Raw genomic sequence first — 16,455 nt, forward strand, 5'->3', positions numbered from 1 at the left:
CATCCGTAGCGAGTGCCCTGCTTATCCGGGTTCTGGCAGTACCTCCCTGGGGCGGCTCCCGGGCGGTAGCGTGGATGAGTGGACAACAGGATGGCAGTGCGCGAATTCCTCGCCTCACGGCGGGCCAAAATCACTCCCGAAATGGCCGGGCTGACGCTCTATGGAGGACGACGCCGGGTCCCCGGCCTGCGCCGTGAAGAGGTGGCCATGCTCGCCGGGGTCAGCGTTGACTACTACACCAAGCTTGAACGCGGGAACCTCGCCGGCACCTCCGAAAGTGTGCTCGACGCCATCGCCAGGGCGCTGAAGCTGGACGAGGCCGAACGGGACCATCTCTACAACCTGGCCCGCGCAGCCAGCCCGTCCGGCAGGAGCCAGCGCCGTCCGCTCCAAAGCGGAACCGTCCGCCCCACCCTGCAGTTCATGCTCGACTCCATCACCACCGCGCCGGCCTTCATCGGCAACCACCAGATGGACATCGTGGCGGCCAACCAGCTGGGCTACGCCCTGTACTCGGAGATGTACCGCGGCCCGGCACGGCCCGCCAACCACTCCCGCTTCATCTTCCTCGACCCCAGGGCCCGGGACTTCTACCCCAACTGGGAGCTGGCGGCCAATACGAACGTGGCCATCCTGCGGACGCAGAGCGGGCGCAACCCGTTCGACAAACGCCTGGCCGACCTCGTCGGTGAACTGTCAGTGCGCAGCGAAGAGTTCCGGACCCGCTGGGCGGCGCACAACGTGCGGCGCCATTACGCCGGCACAAAAGTCTTTCACCACCCGGTGGTCGGGGAGCTCGAACTCGCCTACGAAGCCATGGAACTGGCGGAAGACCCCGGCTTCACGCTCACTGTCTACCCGGCGGTGCCCGGATCCCCCTCCGATGAACGGCTCCGCCTGCTCGCCAGCTGGGGCGCAACCGAACGAATCCAAGAGATGGCAGTCGCCCAGCCTTCTTGACGCATCTCACGGCTTCCGCATATCCTGAACGAACGGTCGGTAATTATTTATCGGATATGCATAGGAGCAACCATGGCATCGCAGACCCTGCAGTCAGTGCCCGCTGAAGGTACGCCGGGACGGCAAGAAATCAGCGCTGCAGAGGCAGCCCGGCACGAGGCAGAAGGTCAGGCGTACTTTGACCGCGTCATGGCGGAGGACTCGCGCATCGAGCCCCGCGACTGGATGCCGGCTGCCTACCGCAAGACCCTCATCCGCCAGATTTCTCAGCACGCGCACTCGGAGATCATCGGCATGCAGCCGGAAGCCAACTGGATTTCCCGCGCCCCCAGCCTGAAGCGCAAGGCCATCCTCATGGCCAAGGTCCAGGACGAGGCCGGCCACGGCCTGTACCTGTACTCGGCCGCCGAGACCCTGGGCCAGCCGCGCGACCAGATGATGCAGGACCTGATGGACGGCAAGGCCAAGTACTCCTCCATCTTCAATTACCCCGCACGCACCTGGGCGGACATGGGTGCCATCGGCTGGATGGTGGACGGCGCCGCCATCGCCAACCAGGTGCCGCTCTGCCGTGCATCGTTCGGTCCCTACGGCCGAGCCATGGTCCGCGTCTGCAAGGAAGAGTCCTTCCACCAGCGCCAGGGCTTCGAGATCCTGCTGGAACTCTCCCACGGCACCCCTGAGCAGAAGCAGATGGCACAGGAGGCCGTGAACCGCTGGTACGCCCCGGCCCTGATGATGTTCGGCCCGCCGGATGACGATTCACCCAACTCCAAGCAGTCCATGGCCTGGAACATCAAGCGCTTCAGCAACGACGAACTGCGCAGCCGCTTCGTCGGCATGATGATGGAGCAGGTCAAGGTTCTGGAACTCACCCTCCCGGACAAGGACATCCGGTTTAACGAGGAAACCAAGAAGTGGGAACACGGCCCGCTGGACTGGGACGAGTTCCACGAGGTCCTGAAAGGCCGCGGCCCCTGCAACGCCCAGCGCCTGGAGCGCCGCCGCGAAGCCCACGAGAACGGAACCTGGGTGCGCGAAGCAGCAGCCGCGTACGCCCGCAAGCAAGCAAAGAAGGAATTTGCAGCATGAGCCCTCACGGCAACCCGGAGTTCCCGGCCAGTACCGCAGACAGCGGCTCCCGCTCCATTGACAAGGCGGAAGACCAGTCAGCAGACCAGGCGAACGCGCCCACGGGCGTCCCGGCAGCGGACAAGGCAGTCGCTGCCTCACCGGCACCGGCACCGGCACCGGCACCGGAACGCTCCGCGCCCGCAGCCACTGAGATCCGCCCCGCCGGCAACGTCTGGCCCATCTGGGAAGTCTTTGTCCGCTCCAGCCGCGGACTGTCGCACGTGCACGCCGGATCCCTGCACGCGCCGGACGCCGCGATGGCGCTGCGCAACGCCCGTGACCTGTACACCCGCCGCAACGAGGGCGTGTCCATCTGGGTTGTCCCCGCGGACGCCATCGCCTCCAGCGACCCGGACGCCAAGGGCTCCTTCTTCGAGTCGCCCCAGGGCAAGGACTACCGGCACGCCACGTATTACACCAAGAGTGAGGGCGTGAAGCACCTGTGAGCACCACACCTGAAACAGAAAACACCACTGAAATGCACGACGGCGGCCACGGGGACATCTCCGTCGGCGTCGCCACTGCCGGCACCAGCGGAGACGCCAACGCCAGCGCCACCCGCATCACGCCGGGCAACGCCCTCCGGCCCGAGGACATCGCGCTCGCCGTCAGCCGCGGCACAGCCAAGCCCAGCGAGGATGCAGCCGAATTCGCCCTGCGCCTCGGCGATGACGCGCTGGTCCTGGCACAGCGCCTGGGCCACTGGATCTCCCGCGCCCCGGAGCTGGAGGAGGACGTGGCCCTGGGCAACATCGCCCTGGACCAGCTGGGCCACGCCCGCTCCTTCCTCAGCTACGCCGGCGGACTCAACGGCAAGAGCGAGGACGACCTCGCCTACTTCCGCGGCGAAGAGGAATTCCGCTCGGTTGAACTCTTCGAGCAGCCCAACGGGGACTTCGCCGTCACCATCGCCCGGCAGTTCGTGGTGAGCTACTACCAGTTCGAGCTCTACCGCCGGCTGACCGAGTCAACGGACGCCACCCTGGCCGGCATCGCCGCCAAGGCCGTCAAGGAAGTGGACTACCACCGGGACCACAGCACCCAATGGGTGCTGCGCCTGGCCCTCGGCACGGACGAGTCGCGCGCCAAGATGATCCACGGCTTCAAGGTCATCTGGCCCTACGTCGATGAGCTGTTCCGCGACGATGAACTCACCGCCCGCCTCACAGCGGCGGGCGCCGCCGTCGAGCCTTCCAGCCTGCGCACGGACTTTGACCGCCTCACCGGCGAGGTCCTGGCCGAAGCGGAACTGGACGTTCCGCAGGTGCCGGCCGCCAGCGGCGGCGGACGCCAGGGCAAGCACTCGGAGCACCTGGGCTACCTCCTGGCCGAAATGCAGGTCCTGGCCCGCCAGTTCCCCGGAGCGAGCTGGTAGCCATGCCGATGTACGTCAGCCACCCAACTGCGGCCACCAGCCGCGCGGACAGCAGAAGTCCGGAGCAAAAAGCCTGGGACCTCGCCGCCACGGTGTGCGATCCGGAGATCCCGGTGCTCACCATCGCTGACCTTGGCATCCTGAGGGATGTCAGGCTGTTCGACGACGGCGGGATGGTGCCCGCTGTGCAGGTCACCATCACGCCCACGTACTCGGGCTGCCCGGCCATGGACGCCATCCGCGACGACCTCACCGCGGCGTTCGCCAAGGAGGGCTACCCCACCGTGCACGTGGAGCTGGTGCTCTCGCCCGCGTGGACCACGGACTGGATGACCGAGTCCGGCAAGGCCAAGCTGGAGGAGTACGGCATTGCGCCGCCCACGGGCCGCTCCGATGCTGCAAGGCACGCCGGCCCCATCCGCCTGAGCATGGCCGTCAAATGCCCGCAGTGTTCGTCGCTGAACACCAAGGAACTCACCCGCTTCGGTTCCACCTCCTGCAAGGCGCTGTACGTCTGCCAGGACTGCAAGGAACCGTTCGACTACTTCAAAGTCCTGTAAGGAAGCCCCCATGCCTGTTGTCCGCCAGACCGCCGCCGAGCAGGCGGCAGCCACCGGCCGCCGTCGTGCGTCCTTCCACACCCTGACGGTGGATGAAGTCCGCCGGCTCACAGACGATGCGATCGAGGTGACGTTCGGCGTCCCGGCCGAGCTGGCCGGGCAGTACGACTACCTCCCGGGCCAGTACGTGGCCCTGCGCACCACCATGCCGGATGAGAACGGCCAGCCGCACGAGGTGCGCCGCAGCTACTCCATCTGCGCCGAGCCGCGGAGCTTCGCGGACGGCAGCAGCGAGATCCGGGTGGCCATCAAGAAAGACCTGGGCGGCCAGTTTTCCACGTGGGCCAACGCCGAGCTGAGGGCCGGCGACGTCCTGGACGTGATGAGCCCGATGGGTGCGTTCGTCTCCAAGCACGGCCGGGACGGCAAGGCCGTGGAGCAGAACGTGATGAACTCCATGAACCATCCGGAGGACCTGGTGGGGGAGCCCGGCAGCTTCGTGGCCATCGCCGCGGGTTCCGGCATCACCCCCGTGATTGCCATTGCCCGCACGCTGCTGGCCGCGAACCCGGACACCCGCTTCGACCTGATCTACGCGAACAAGGCAGCCATGGACGTGATGTTCCTGGAGGAGCTGGCGGACCTTAAGGACAAGTACCCGTCGCGCCTGGCGCTGCACCACGTGCTGTCCCGCGAGCAGCGCATCGCGCCGCTGCTGAGCGGAAGGATCGACGCCGAGAAGCTCCAGCAGCTGCTGGGCACCGCCATCCACGCGGACGATGTGGACGAGTGGTTCCTGTGCGGGCCGTTCGAGCTGGTGCAGCTGTGCCGTGACACCCTGGCATCCCGCGGGGTGAAGCCGGAGCACATCCGCTTCGAGCTGTTCACCTCGGGCAAGCCGGACCGCCCCGAGGGCAACATCGGCCGGCCGGTGATCGATGACGAATCCAAGGAGACGTACAAGATCACGTTCAAGTTGGACGGCCTCGAGGGCAAGGTGGCCAGCCCCACGCACGCCCGCGAGTCCATCCTCAACGCCGCCCTGCGCGTGCGCCCGGACGTGCCGTTCGCCTGTGCCGGGGGAGTGTGCGGGACCTGCCGCGCCAAGGTGGTCACGGGCAAGGTGACCATGGACGAAAACTACGCCCTGGAGCAGGATGAACTGGACAAGGGCTACGTGCTCACCTGCCAGTCCCACCCCACCACCCCTGAAGTCACCGTCGACTTCGACGTCTAAGTCTTTCGAACAGCAAGGAGCCCCATGATCTCGCTCTCCATTACCGACGGCGTCGCCGAGGTTGTGCTGAACGCACCGCACAAGCTGAACTCACTGGACGAGCAGGCGCTCAGGGATTTAACACAGGCGTACGACGACGCCGCTGCCGCCGCCTCGCGCGGTGAGGTGCGGGCGCTGCTGCTCAGGGGAGAGGGCCGCGCCTTCTGCGCGGGCCGGGACATTGCCGGCGTCACGCCGGAGACTGATGACGTCCAGGGGTACCTGGGCGGGCTGCTGCAGCCGCTGTTGAAGAAGATGACAGCCTTCCCAGCTCCGACGTTCGCGGCGGCCCAGGGTGCGTGCCTGGGCGTGGGGCTGGGGTTGCTGCTAGCTACGGACGTGGTGTACGTGGCGGAGGACGCCAAGTTCGGCTCGCCGTTCGCCAAGCTGGGCGCCACGCTGGACTCCGGCGGGCACTGGTACTTCACCGAGCGGCTGGGCATGCACCGCACGCTGGACCTGATCTACACAGCCGAGCTGATGACCGGCGCCGAGGCAGTGGCGCAGGGCATGTTCAGCCGGGCCATGCCCAAGGACGAGCTGCTGGAAAACACCCGCGGCATCGTGGCGAAGGTTGCCACGGGCGCCACGGGTGCTTTCAATGCCAGCAAGGACCTGGTGGCCCACATCCGCGACCAGCGCCTTGGCCTCTGGGAGGCCATGGAGGAGGAAAACGCGGAGCAGGCCCGGCTGTGCAAGTCCGAGGACTACTCAGAGGGCTTCAAGGCGTTCCAGGAGAAACGGACGCCGGAGTTCAAAGGCCGGTAACCGAGCCCGTTGAAATCAGACCGCGGGATCGTCAACCATGGTGACGCTGTCTGCCAGTTCCATCCAGACGTCTGACTCTGTCGGCAAGTTGGCAGGGCAGGCGAGGTCGAGTTCCATCAGGGCGTTTGCGGAAGGCACAGCCCGCAGGGCCAGCCGGACTACGAGGTCCACGTCGCTCTTGTTCTTGAACCGCATTTCGGCTTCCTGCAGTTCAATGACGCGGCCATCCGCGTTCCGAAGCTTTGCGTAGAGCGAGTCACTATCCGTCACTACGGTGACCGGGGATCCGACCGCTTTTTTGATGCCCGCGATTTCCCCCTCCATGGAGGCCTTCGTTGCATCTTCATCGGAGATGGCGCTGCTGGGCGGCATGACGATCTGGCGCGTGGTGAACAGGCAGGGGTTGTTGCTGTTGCGGTACTTGGTGGTGCCGTCCTTGACTTCAGAGATGGTCCAGCCGTCGGGTATCTGGACGGACCAGACGGGCGGCGAGGTGAAGTCGGCGGTCTGGAAGAGATACAGGTCTTCTTCGCCGGAGGCTGCGGCCGAGGACTCGTCGGTGGTGGCCTCCTCGGTAGCCCCGGCAGACGCTGTACTTCCGGCGGTCTTCGTCGGCGCCGGAGTTATTTTCCGATCGTTGGCCGAGACGATGCCGCCCAGGACCATCACGCCGCCCAGTGCCAGGACAGCCGCAACGCCAACGCCGCCAGCAACCCAGCCCCAGACCGGGATGCCGCGCTTCGGCGGGGTCGGGCCGAACGAACCCGGTCCGGGCTGCCCGTATTGTCCGTGTCCGGGCTCGCCGTATGGCGGCTGGCCGATGTTGTACTGGTCCGCTCGCGGGGGATAGGGCGGCTGGCCGAACTCCGGCTGGCCCTGTTGGTTCTGCTGCCCCTGCTGCGGCGGATACGGCTGGCCGGGCTGCGGCGGGTAGGGCGGGAACGGCTGCTGCTGGCCTTCCTGTCCCGGCGCCGGAGCGTCGGGCTGCTGCCATCCGTGCTGGTCTGGCTGTTGCGGAGTTCCGGGCTGCTGATCGTTGTTCAAGTTGTCCCCCAATATTTGTAAATGGTGCAACCAGAAGTATGTCCTGAAAACCGACGGCCAGCGATGGGCAGGGGTCCCCATCAGCCGCGTAATCTAGGCCGTGAATTGCCAGTTTCCTCCAAGGATTTGTATGGTTCAGCTATGACTCTGGGGAAATCAGTGCGAAAAGCCGTCATTCCTGCTGCCGGATTGGGAACTCGCTTCCTGCCCGCCACCAAGGCGATGCCGAAGGAAATGTTGCCGGTTGTTGACCAGCCAGCAATCCAGTACGTAGTGGAAGAAGCCGTCAAGGCAGGCCTGACGGACCTCCTCATGATCACGGGGCGCCAGAAGCGGGCCCTGGAGGACCACTTTGACCGCGCACCGAACCTGGAGCGCACCTTGGAGCTCAAGGGCGACCTGGACCGTCTGGAGGCCGTCCAGCACGCCTCCAGCCTTGCCCCGTTGCACTACCTGCGTCAGGGAGACCCGAAGGGCTTGGGCCACGCAGTGCTGTGTGCCCGTCAGCATGTAGGGGACGAGCCGTTTGCTGTCCTGCTGGGTGACGACCTCATCGACGCTCGTGATGAGCTGCTGAGCACCATGATTGACGTCCAGTCCAAGACCGGCGGCTCTGTCATTGCCCTGATCGAGGTGGATCCGGCGCAGATCAGTGCCTACGGCTGCGCGGACATCACGCCCGTGGACGGCGAGAACTACTTCCAGGTGAACCGCCTGGTGGAGAAGCCCTCTGTGGACGAGGCTCCCTCGAACCTGGCCGTCATCGGCCGGTACGTGCTGCACCCCGCCGTGTTCGACGTACTGGAGGAGACCGAGCCCGGCCGCGGCGGAGAGATCCAGCTGACGGACGCGTTGCAGACCCTCGCGACTTCGGAGGGCGAAGGCAGCGGTGTGTACGGCGTGGTGTTCCGTGGCCGCCGCTACGACACGGGAGACAAGCTCAGCTACATCAAGGCCGTTATTTCCATTGCGTCGGAGCGCGTGGACTTCGGCGAAGACCTGAAGGCGTGGATGAAGGAATTCGTGAACGAATAGGTCAATTCACGGTCAATTTTCAGACAGCCTCTACTCCGGCCGGCGTAGAGCCTGTCTGCCGCTAAGTCGACGGATACTGGTCCGGGCGGCCAGTGCACCAATGACACAGCCGGCTGTATTTGTGACAAGGTCCAGAGGGCTCGCGAAGCGCTCGTAAAGAAAAAGCTGCTGGCCAAGCTCCATGCAACCAGAGACCGCTAATCCTAACGCGCCGAGCTGCCAAAATCGCTTGCTTGGGAAGGCCAGTGATGCGACGGCCCCCAAAGGGACGCAGAGGACAATGTTGGCTGCGGCTTCTACGACGGAGTAATTAATCCAGTGGGGAATTCCCACTGCGTGGATCAGAAATAGAAATCCCTCGAGTTCACCCTGAACGGGTTTGTCCACCGGGCTCGGCCAGAAAGCCACCAGCGCCAGCGGCACCAACAGGGCAACGAGGACTGCCCGCCAAAGCTGGGGTTGCTCCAGGCGCGTCAAGCAGGCCTCAGGATGTCTTCAGAACGGCTACGAAGGACACACCGAGAGCAGCGATCGCCAGGAGCGTCAAGAGGATGTAGGGGAACGCGTCCAAAGGGAGCGAAGGCAAAGAAAAGTCGAATTGCCAGCGTGGTCGGCGCCAATGTCTCCCCATAACATTTATGAATACCACAAAGTTCAGAAGTCTGGCCCGCGGTTTCTGGTTAAAGCAGAGAGTGGGTGGTTCTCCGGTTTCCCGGAGAACCGCCCACCCTCTTTGGTGCTTGCTGGTTTAGCCTTACGCTGCGGCGTCAGCCTTGGCGCGGCGGCGAACCACAACTACGGAGGTTGCTCCGGCAGCCAGTGCGCCTGCGCCCACCAGCGACCAGAGAACAAGGCTGGCGTCTGCACCGGTGTTGGCCAGGCCTGCACCGCCGGCGTTAGCCAGCGGAGCGCCAGCGGTGTTGGTCCCACCAGCCGAGGCTACAACCACAACGGTGACGGGGCCAACGGTGCGGCCGGAAGTGCCGGTGGCAGTCAGGTTGTAGGTCCCGGGTTCGTTGATGCTCAGGGTGACAGCGAAGGCGCCATTTGCGTCTGCCGTCGCGGGAATACTCTGAGGTGCAAGCGGCAGCGTGATCTTGGTCGGTACCGTGCGGCTACCGTTAGAGACGCTGGAACCGTTTGCAGCCGGCGGGTTGCCAGGAGTGACAGAGATGGTGAGGCCTTCACCGGCAAGGAAGCCCTGACCACGGAAGACAAACTGCTCGCCCGGGCCTACAGTGCCGTCAGATACGGCGGCCTGGGACGGCCGCGGCGGGTAAAGCCTGTCGGCGGCTGCCGGGACCGCCCCAATGAGTGCAATGGATCCTGCGAGTGCGATTGCTGCAAGTGTTTTCTTCAATGTGTCCCCCTGAGACCGTAATTACGATGTGTCACGTGATTGGTGGAGATTCCGATCCGCCGAGTGACCGTAGGTTGAAATCTCATTTGCTGTGCCCAAGTAGACGTTAGCATCCCGTGACGGATGTTACCAAAGTGAATCAAGTCGCTTTACATACTGTTAACGCAATGTCTACTTCTCTGGCGCGCATTCGGCTCGTTTGTTGCCTAGAACCACGTCTTTGACAGGCTGAACGGTCGGTGTAACAACCAGGTTAGGTTCCGTGTGCTGAACAATTTTCCCAAATGTCAGTTCCACGGTGCTGCTCTGCCCCGGCGCCAACATGACGGTCACCGATCCGACCGGCCGGTTGCTGTGCTGGTGCGCGGCAAAGTCCGTCCTCTTGCCGTCGACCATGACTGTTTCTACATTGGCTTGGACAGGTCCGTAGGCTATGACGTTCGTTCGGACCATTCCTGGCGGGACGCCGAACACACCATCCCCAGTTACATAGGCAGGCAACGAAGTCGCCGCGTCCGCCGGAGCGTTGTTGGTGCTCGTGATGCGTACCCTGACCTGTCCATACTCGTCACCCGTGCATTCCTCAATGAGCTGTACAGACCGCTTCATGTGGTAATCCATTTTCGCCCCGGTGCCATCGTTGAAATAAACGCCGAATTGTGCGGGGGAGACACTGGGACCCGCGATGGAACCACTAAGGGGATACTTTCCTAAAACTGATTGTTCATCTCGGTTGCTGGACCAGATGAGTACACGACCCTCTGATGCTCCGCGTGTGACGCCTTCTAGAAGCCCCTTGGCATCGGCTTTGCCACTCGAAAGTGCCGAGAAGATTTCATGCGCTACTCCGGCAAAGTAGGCATCCTGAAGCCGGGGTGACTCGATCTTGGCGTAGACATCTGACAAAAGGGTTGCAACAACGTTGTTGCCGTTCAGTTCTGTTGGCAGACCGCCGCTGGCTAACGCGTCTAACTCAGGATTGCTGATCTTGATCGATCCCGTCGCGTTCAGTATGTAGCTCAACGCAACTGGGTCTACTGAAATCACACCATCAACACGCTGTCCAGTCTTTTTCTCCCACATTGCTTGGGCGCTAGTAGCCGATGTCGGAAAGTCTGGCGTCAGATTTACGTCCTGCATGTACTTACCGAGCCGAACAGAATAGATTTGCTGCTGTTCAGCGTCAACGGCCAGAGGGGGTTGCATTACGCCAACTTCTCCGGCGCTGCTCTGTAGGCCGAGCGAAAGTTTCCCTTGGTCGAGCGTTAAGACCGCAAGCGCGCCTGGGATGCCACCGGAGGCGCGTGCTTCGGCGTTGTTTTGGATCATGAGCAAGTAGTTACGAGTGCCCTGCGCTCCCAGCATATCGGGGGCGACCTGTGAAGCGCTGGCGGCTGCATCCAATGCCCCCGTCACCGACTCCAATTGCTCACGTGCCCGGACTAGTGGTTCCGCTACCTGAGGCAAGAGGCCGTTGGTGTCGATTCTCGCCAACCTGTCGGCTGAGACTCTAACCGCATGAGCTGCGGAAGTCACACTAGGAGACGCATCTTGGATGGGTTCCAAGTTCGTTCCTTCGCTATTGGGTAGCAGGCTGTCCCAATCAAGAGAGCCAAATACTTTGACCAGCGGACCCACACCCAGGGTGGACACGTCGTCTGCCGAGCGGGCAACTTCTGCGACTGCACTAAAGTTCGGACCGACTCCGGGCGCAGCTGAGGCCAATGTCCACAGGGGGTCGTCAGCCGCTTCGCGGGCCGCCCCCGTGTGAGCACGAAGCCGTTCGGCTGTCTTGGCGGCGTCTTGCGGCCTGTCGCCAGCAACGTCTTCCTTGAGAAGCGGAATCAACTGTGTTGCGGCTTCAAGTTCGGACTTGACGACGTTTGCCTTGGCGCCAAGCCAAAGGACAGCAGAAATCATCAGGATTGCTGTAGCGCCTAGCCATACTGCCGCGATTTTCAGACCACGTTTCTGGATACGGCGAGTTTGCCTCTCAACTGAGCTCAAGGAGTCGCCGCTCTTCTTGTTAGGTGTCGTTTCCGTCTCTGACTCTGCTTCAGTGCCCGCCACAGTTAGGGTCGCCCCAAACCGCGGTATGTCCAGCCAGCGGCGCGCCATTTGGCCGCGTCGAGTACATTGCGTCCGTCAAGTATGCGCAAGGTCGCCACCCGGGATCCTAGCTCGTATGGGTCCAGACTCCGGTATTGCTGCCATTCCGTCAGAAGTAGCAGGACATCGGCGTTGTGAATGGCTTTTTCTACGTCGACTTCATACTGCAGCTCGGGGAACCGCTTGGCAGCGTTTGCTACGGCTTTAGGATCGGTCACGGTGACGACGGCACCTTGAAGGTGAAGCTGAGCAGCGATGCTAAGGGCTGGTGAATCACGGACATCGTCACTTTCAGGCTTGAATGCCGCGCCGAGAACGGTAACTCGCTTCCCTAACAGAATGCCTCCGCAGATGTCGCGTGTCAGTTCGACTACCCGAGAACGGCGGCGCATATTAATAGCGTCGACTTCCCTCAGGAATGTAAGTGCCTGGTCGGCACCGAGTTCGCCGGCCCGAGCCATAAATGCTCGAATATCCTTGGGGAGGCACCCTCCTCCAAAGCCGATACCGGCATGGAGGAACTTGCGGCCGATCCGGTCGTCCATGCCGATGGCGTCGGCGAGTTGGGTGACGTCTGCCCCTGTAGCCTCGCAAACCTCAGCCATCGCGTTGATGAAAGAAATTTTTGTGGCCAGAAAGGAGTTGGCTGCGGCCTTTACAAGTTCAGCGGTCGGATGGTCCGTCACCAATCGTGGCGTCCCGACAGATAGGGAACGCGCATAGACTTCGTCTAGCACAGAGACGGCCGGGTGCTCCTCTGAGCCGCCGGCGACGCCGTACACAAGACGGTCCGGGCTCAGAGTATCTGACACCGCATGGCCTTCGCGCAGAAACTCCGGATTCCATACTAAGTGGGCCGAAGGTTCCTGGACGCTTACCAGTTGAGCCAGACGCGATGCAGTTCCGACGGGAACAGTCGATTTGCCGACAACTACGTTTCCCGGCGAAATGTGCGGCAAAAGCGCAAGCGTCGCCGCGTCAACGTAGGTCATATCAGCGCCGTTCTCACCCTTCTTCTGCGGCGTGCCGACGCAGATGAAATGTACGTCGCTGCCAGCCGCCGCAGACATATCTGTGGTGAAGGACAACCGGCCTGTGCCTTGGACGTCTCGCAGGAGTTCATCGAGACCAGGCTCGTAGAACGGGGCCGTGGAGTTAGCAAGTTCATCAATTTTTCGCTCGTCCACGTCGATGCCAACAACCTCGTGACCAAGTTTCGCCATACATGCGGCGTGGACGGCACCCAGGTAGCCGCAGCCAATGACAGATATTCGCATGATTATGTTCCTTCCCCAAAGGGCAAATTGACTAGGAGGTAACGGGGTCAGTAGGCGCCGGCGCCGTGGAAGACGGCACGAAAGGTTTTCATTAGGATGATCAGATCGCCAGCCAACGACCAGTTCTCGACGTAATAAAGGTCCAGTCTCACAGAGTCCTGCCAAGAGAGATTGGAACGTCCGCTAACCTGCCATAGTCCAGTGAGACCGGGTTTGACGAGAAGTCTCCGTCGTACGTCGTGCTCGTATTCTGCGACCTCTGAGGGGAGCGGAGGGCGTGGGCCTACCAAACTCATGGACCCCACGAAAATATTGAAAAGTTGCGGCAACTCGTCCAGACTGAACTTTCGCAGGACTCCGCCAACGCGCGTGATCCTAGGATCATTCTTCATTTTGAAGAGGAGTCCGCTACCTTCATTGCGATTCTTTAGACCGGCGAGTTGTTGCTCAGCGTCGACCATCATCGACCTGAATTTGAGCATGCTGAAGTGCTTACCCTCAATGCCCACTCGATCCTGTCTGAACAGTACAGGTCCCGGGCTATCCACCTTCACGAGTGTTGCCACCAGTGCCATGACCGGCAACGAAAGAACGATGAGAAGCCCCGACACCAAAACGTCAAAGAGTCGCTTCGCGACGCGTTGGCCGCCTTCTAAAGTTGGCGTTGTTACGTGTATCAGTGGCAGGCCGGCTACTTGCTGCGTGTGGATGCGTGGCCCTGCGATGTCCGTCAGTGCAGGGGCCATGATGAGTCCAATGTTTCGGGACGCCAGTTCCCAGCCAAGATGTCTTAGCGTTTGCGGATGAAGTTGCACCCCAGCCGAGACTGCGACGGCATCTGCGCCGCATGAAGTAATGGCGTCGACGATCGACCGAGCATCAGGCCGGTAGCCTACAATTGGCAATCCGGACTCCGGTTCCACGGCGGGTCCTTCATGCGATCCAGGAGTGTAGGCGGCAACCGGAAGGTAGCCAGCATGCTTGGCTCTCTCCAGAGAAGCAGCCAGGTGTGCAACCGCGCTGGGCCCACCCAAGAGGAGCAGTCGCGACATGCTCTGCCCCTGTTGGCGATTTATCCCCAGATGCTGGCGAATCAGCCACCGGCCTAGGAGCAGGCCGAGCAAACCAGCGGGAAGGGCTACCCCTACGTATCCTCGGGCTGTGTCAACGCGAAGCACGTATGAAACGATTGCGACTAAGCCAAATAACCAAAGTGAAGCCGCGGCCACGCGTTTGTACTCGTCCGGTCCAGCCCCCAATACCCGGGTCTGTCTGCTGTTCCATGCACCGAGCATTAACCACCAAACGATGGCCAGAGCCACCGAGAGCCAAGCGTAGGTGAATTCCTGGCCAGCGACGACAAAGTCAGGTTCCAATCCGAATCTAACGATGAAGGCGCCTGAGACAGCCCAAACTACTACAAACGCGTCTACTACCCTGAGTAGTCGGGAAGAGCGCGTGCGCCAATCGCTTCCCCCAGTCACAAAAGTTCCCCCACTTCGAAGCGATATATACGAACTAACAGCAAGGGGCTTTTAGTGTCGAATGGACTCGAGGTTTGCCCGGTACCAATCTACTGTTGTCCGAATGCCCTCTTCGAGTCCAATGGACGATGACCAACCAGCCTTGGCCAACTTTGAAACATCGAGGAGCTTGCGAGGTGTTCCGTCAGGCCTATTTGCATCCCACTCTATGTTTCCTTTGAAACCCACGGCGTCGGCAACCATTGAAGCGAGCTCCTTGATCGTGACGTCGGACCCCGTCCCTACATTTACCTGCGAGGGCCCGTCATAGTTTTCCATCAGGTGAAGGCACGCCGCGGCCATGTCGTCGACGTGCAGGAACTCCCGCCGGGGTGATCCAGAGCCCCAGTTAGTCACGCTGTCCGACCCGTTCTTTGCAGCGTCGTCGTATCGACGAATCAGAGCGGGGAGGACATGCGACCCCTCCGGCGAGAAGTTATCGCCAGGCCCGTAGAGATTCGTAGGCATCGCAGAGATCCAGGGAAGCCCGTACTGCCGACGGACGGCCTGGATCTGCATGATTCCTGCGATTTTGGCGATAGCGTAAGCATCGTTGGTCGGTTCCAGATGGCCAGTGAGCAACGAGTCTTCGCGGATCGGCTGTTCCGCGAATTTGGGGTAAATGCATGAGGATCCGAGGAAGAGAAGTCTTTCAACTCCGTGAACGCGCGCAGCGTCGAGCACGTTAACCTGAATTCTGAGATTATCGCTCAGGAAGTCGACAGGGAACTTGCTGTTTGCCAGAATCCCGCCGACTTTTGCGGCGGCCAGCACCACGTAGCGCGGCTTCGTCTCCGCAAAGAAGGCAAAGACAGCTTCGCGATCTTTCAGATCGAGCTCAGATGACAACCGCCCAACGAGGTTTTTGAAGCCCTCGTTTTCGAGGTTGCGCCAAATCGCTGACCCCACAAGTCCCCGATGGCCGGCCACGTAGAAAGTGGACGCACGATCAAGCCTGCCAAGCGCGAAATTTGTGTCTCCCACTAGTTCTTCCAGCTCTCAAGATTCACAGTGTCAATCCAGTGGTTGCCTGCATGTTTTAGGGCTTCAACGTCGGCATCAACCATGATTCGTGCCAATTCAGGCGTGTGAACAGAAGCCTTCCAACCCAACTTTTCCTGTGCCTTCGACGCATCGCCGACAAGTGCATCGACCTCAGTGGGGCGGAGATAACGCTCGTCGAAACGCACGTGGTTTTCCCAGTTGAGGCCAACGTGTTCAAAGGAGATCTGGAGGAAGTCTCGAACCGTGTAGTTGCCGCCTGTTGCCAGTACAAAGTCGTCCGGTTCATCCGCTTGGAGCATGCGCCACATGCCCTCGACGTACTCGGCTGCATAGCCCCAGTCGCGGACAGCGTCCAGGTTGCCCATGTACAGCAAGTCCTGCTTGCCGGCGGCGATGGCCGCAACGGCTCGGGTAATCTTGCGCGTCACAAAGGTTTCACCGCGGCGCGGCGACTCGTGATTAAACAAAATTCCATTTACCGCGAACATTCCATAGGCCTCGCGGTAATTCTTGGTTATCCAGTAACTGTATACTTTAGCCGCCCCGTAGGGCGAGCGCGGATAGAACGGCGTCTCCTCGTTCTGGGGAGGGGGAGTAGCACCGAACATTTCGGAGGATGAAGCCTGATAGAACCTGGTTTCGATACCTGCCATGCGGACTGCTTCCAGAAGCCGAATTGTCCCAACGCCAGTCGTGTTACCCGTGTGCTCCGGTTCGTCAAACGAAACGCGAACGTGAGATTGAGCGGCGAGGTTGTAGACCTCATCTGGCCTGATCTGGGCTAGCAGGGTGACCAGACGTGCGCCATCACTCAGGTCTCCGTAATGCAGGAAAAGTTTTGCATTTGGATCATGTGCATCCACATACAAGTGGTCCACCCTTGATGTATTGAACGTCGATGCGCGTCGGATCAGTCCGTGAACCTCATAGCCCTTACTTAGCAGTAGCTCCGCGAGGTATGAGCCGTCCTGCCCAGTGATCCCTGTTATAAGTGCGCGCTTAGTCAAAGTGCCCCCCCATTAGTGTGAA

At 61.6% G+C, this 16,455-nt stretch carries 16 protein-coding genes; 8 read left to right on the top strand and 8 right to left on the bottom strand.

Going from position 1 to position 16,455, the window contains the following annotated elements:
* Positions 1-78: 78 nt before the first annotated feature.
* The 7 genes from J2S97_RS18075 to J2S97_RS18105 all read left to right on the top strand — a co-directional run bounded on the left by J2S97_RS18075 (position 79) and on the right by J2S97_RS18105 (position 6,073).
* Entirely contained in the window at positions 79-960 is an 882-nt protein-coding gene (locus J2S97_RS18075; protein ID WP_307051324.1) for a helix-turn-helix transcriptional regulator, read from the top strand.
* A 72-nt stretch (positions 961-1,032) separates the two neighbouring features.
* On the top strand, positions 1,033-2,052 hold the full coding sequence (gene paaA / locus J2S97_RS18080) for a 1,2-phenylacetyl-CoA epoxidase subunit PaaA (protein WP_307051325.1): 1,020 nt from the start codon (positions 1,033-1,035) through the stop codon (positions 2,050-2,052).
* On the top strand, positions 2,049-2,540 hold the full coding sequence (gene paaB, locus J2S97_RS18085; protein WP_307051326.1) for a 1,2-phenylacetyl-CoA epoxidase subunit PaaB: 492 nt from the start codon (positions 2,049-2,051) through the stop codon (positions 2,538-2,540). Before paaA ends, paaB begins: the two co-directional genes overlap by 4 nt.
* A gap of 32 nt (positions 2,541-2,572) precedes the next feature.
* Positions 2,573-3,469, top strand: coding sequence for a 1,2-phenylacetyl-CoA epoxidase subunit PaaC (gene paaC / locus J2S97_RS18090; protein WP_307051377.1), 897 nt, complete (start codon positions 2,573-2,575; stop codon positions 3,467-3,469).
* A gap of 8 nt (positions 3,470-3,477) precedes the next feature.
* Positions 3,478-4,029, top strand: a complete 552-nt coding sequence (gene paaD, locus J2S97_RS18095; RefSeq protein ID WP_373460585.1) for a 1,2-phenylacetyl-CoA epoxidase subunit PaaD — start codon at positions 3,478-3,480, stop codon at positions 4,027-4,029.
* Between the two features lie 10 nt (positions 4,030-4,039).
* Positions 4,040-5,266 (top strand): 1,2-phenylacetyl-CoA epoxidase subunit PaaE, encoded by a 1,227-nt coding sequence (gene paaE / locus J2S97_RS18100; protein ID WP_307051328.1) that lies wholly within the window; start codon positions 4,040-4,042, stop codon positions 5,264-5,266.
* Between the two features lie 24 nt (positions 5,267-5,290).
* Complete coding sequence (locus tag J2S97_RS18105; protein ID WP_307051329.1) at positions 5,291-6,073, top strand: enoyl-CoA hydratase/isomerase family protein; 783 nt, start codon at positions 5,291-5,293, stop codon at positions 6,071-6,073.
* A 15-nt stretch (positions 6,074-6,088) separates the two neighbouring features.
* Here J2S97_RS18105 and J2S97_RS18110 read toward each other — a convergent pair whose 3' ends face one another.
* Positions 6,089-7,117 (bottom strand): hypothetical protein, encoded by a 1,029-nt coding sequence (locus J2S97_RS18110; RefSeq protein WP_307051330.1) that lies wholly within the window; start codon positions 7,115-7,117, stop codon positions 6,089-6,091.
* A gap of 141 nt (positions 7,118-7,258) precedes the next feature.
* Here J2S97_RS18110 and galU point away from each other — a divergent pair, with 141 nt between their 5' ends.
* Positions 7,259-8,152, top strand: a complete 894-nt coding sequence (galU, locus tag J2S97_RS18115) for a UTP--glucose-1-phosphate uridylyltransferase GalU (RefSeq protein ID WP_307051331.1) — start codon at positions 7,259-7,261, stop codon at positions 8,150-8,152.
* Between the two features lie 30 nt (positions 8,153-8,182).
* Here galU and J2S97_RS18120 read toward each other — a convergent pair whose 3' ends face one another.
* The 7 genes from J2S97_RS18120 to gmd all read right to left on the bottom strand — a co-directional run bounded on the left by J2S97_RS18120 (position 8,183) and on the right by gmd (position 16,433).
* Positions 8,183-8,575 carry a VanZ family protein gene (locus J2S97_RS18120; protein ID WP_307051378.1) on the bottom strand — a complete coding sequence of 131 codons (393 nt, stop codon included), beginning with the start codon at positions 8,573-8,575 and terminating at the stop codon, positions 8,183-8,185.
* Positions 8,576-8,906: 331 nt separating this feature from the next.
* Positions 8,907-9,512: an LPXTG cell wall anchor domain-containing protein gene (locus J2S97_RS18125; RefSeq protein ID WP_307051332.1), complete on the bottom strand. Its 606-nt coding sequence runs from the start codon at positions 9,510-9,512 to the stop codon at positions 8,907-8,909.
* Between the two features lie 171 nt (positions 9,513-9,683).
* The gene (locus J2S97_RS18130; RefSeq protein WP_307051333.1) at positions 9,684-11,432 is read right to left on the bottom strand and encodes a DUF4012 domain-containing protein; all 1,749 of its coding nucleotides are present in this window, start codon (positions 11,430-11,432) and stop codon (positions 9,684-9,686) included.
* A gap of 152 nt (positions 11,433-11,584) precedes the next feature.
* Entirely contained in the window at positions 11,585-12,898 is a 1,314-nt protein-coding gene (locus J2S97_RS18135; RefSeq protein WP_307051334.1) for a UDP-glucose dehydrogenase family protein, read from the bottom strand.
* Positions 12,899-12,945: 47 nt separating this feature from the next.
* A complete protein-coding gene (locus tag J2S97_RS18140; protein ID WP_307051335.1) occupies positions 12,946-14,382 on the bottom strand; it encodes a sugar transferase in 1,437 nt (478 codons plus the stop codon).
* A 51-nt stretch (positions 14,383-14,433) separates the two neighbouring features.
* Complete coding sequence (locus J2S97_RS18145) at positions 14,434-15,405, bottom strand: GDP-L-fucose synthase family protein (RefSeq protein ID WP_307051336.1); 972 nt, start codon at positions 15,403-15,405, stop codon at positions 14,434-14,436.
* A complete protein-coding gene (gene gmd, locus J2S97_RS18150) occupies positions 15,405-16,433 on the bottom strand; it encodes a GDP-mannose 4,6-dehydratase (protein WP_307051337.1) in 1,029 nt (342 codons plus the stop codon). Before gmd ends, J2S97_RS18145 begins: the two co-directional genes overlap by 1 nt.
* Between the last annotated feature and the right edge of the window lie 22 nt (positions 16,434-16,455).

The sequence above is a fragment of the Arthrobacter oryzae genome (assembly GCF_030812315.1).
GTDB classification, from domain to species: Bacteria; Actinomycetota; Actinomycetes; order Actinomycetales; family Micrococcaceae; genus Arthrobacter; species Arthrobacter oryzae_B.

Excerpts from the sequence above, each read along its gene's own strand:
- paaD (WP_373460585.1), top strand. The coding sequence starts at position 3,478 with ATGTACGTCAGCCACCCAACTGCGGCCACCAGCCGCGCGGACAGCAGA.
- J2S97_RS18130 (WP_307051333.1), bottom strand. The coding sequence starts at position 11,432 with ATGATTTCTGCTGTCCTTTGGCTTGGCGCCAAGGCAAACGTCGTCAAG.
- paaE (WP_307051328.1), top strand. The coding sequence starts at position 4,040 with ATGCCTGTTGTCCGCCAGACCGCCGCCGAGCAGGCGGCAGCCACCGGC.
- paaC (WP_307051377.1), top strand. The coding sequence starts at position 2,573 with ATGCACGACGGCGGCCACGGGGACATCTCCGTCGGCGTCGCCACTGCC.
- galU (WP_307051331.1), top strand. The coding sequence starts at position 7,259 with ATGACTCTGGGGAAATCAGTGCGAAAAGCCGTCATTCCTGCTGCCGGA.
- J2S97_RS18135 (WP_307051334.1), bottom strand. The coding sequence starts at position 12,898 with ATGCGAATATCTGTCATTGGCTGCGGCTACCTGGGTGCCGTCCACGCC.
- paaB (WP_307051326.1), top strand. The coding sequence starts at position 2,049 with ATGAGCCCTCACGGCAACCCGGAGTTCCCGGCCAGTACCGCAGACAGC.
- paaA (WP_307051325.1), top strand. The coding sequence starts at position 1,033 with ATGGCATCGCAGACCCTGCAGTCAGTGCCCGCTGAAGGTACGCCGGGA.
- J2S97_RS18105 (WP_307051329.1), top strand. The coding sequence starts at position 5,291 with ATGATCTCGCTCTCCATTACCGACGGCGTCGCCGAGGTTGTGCTGAAC.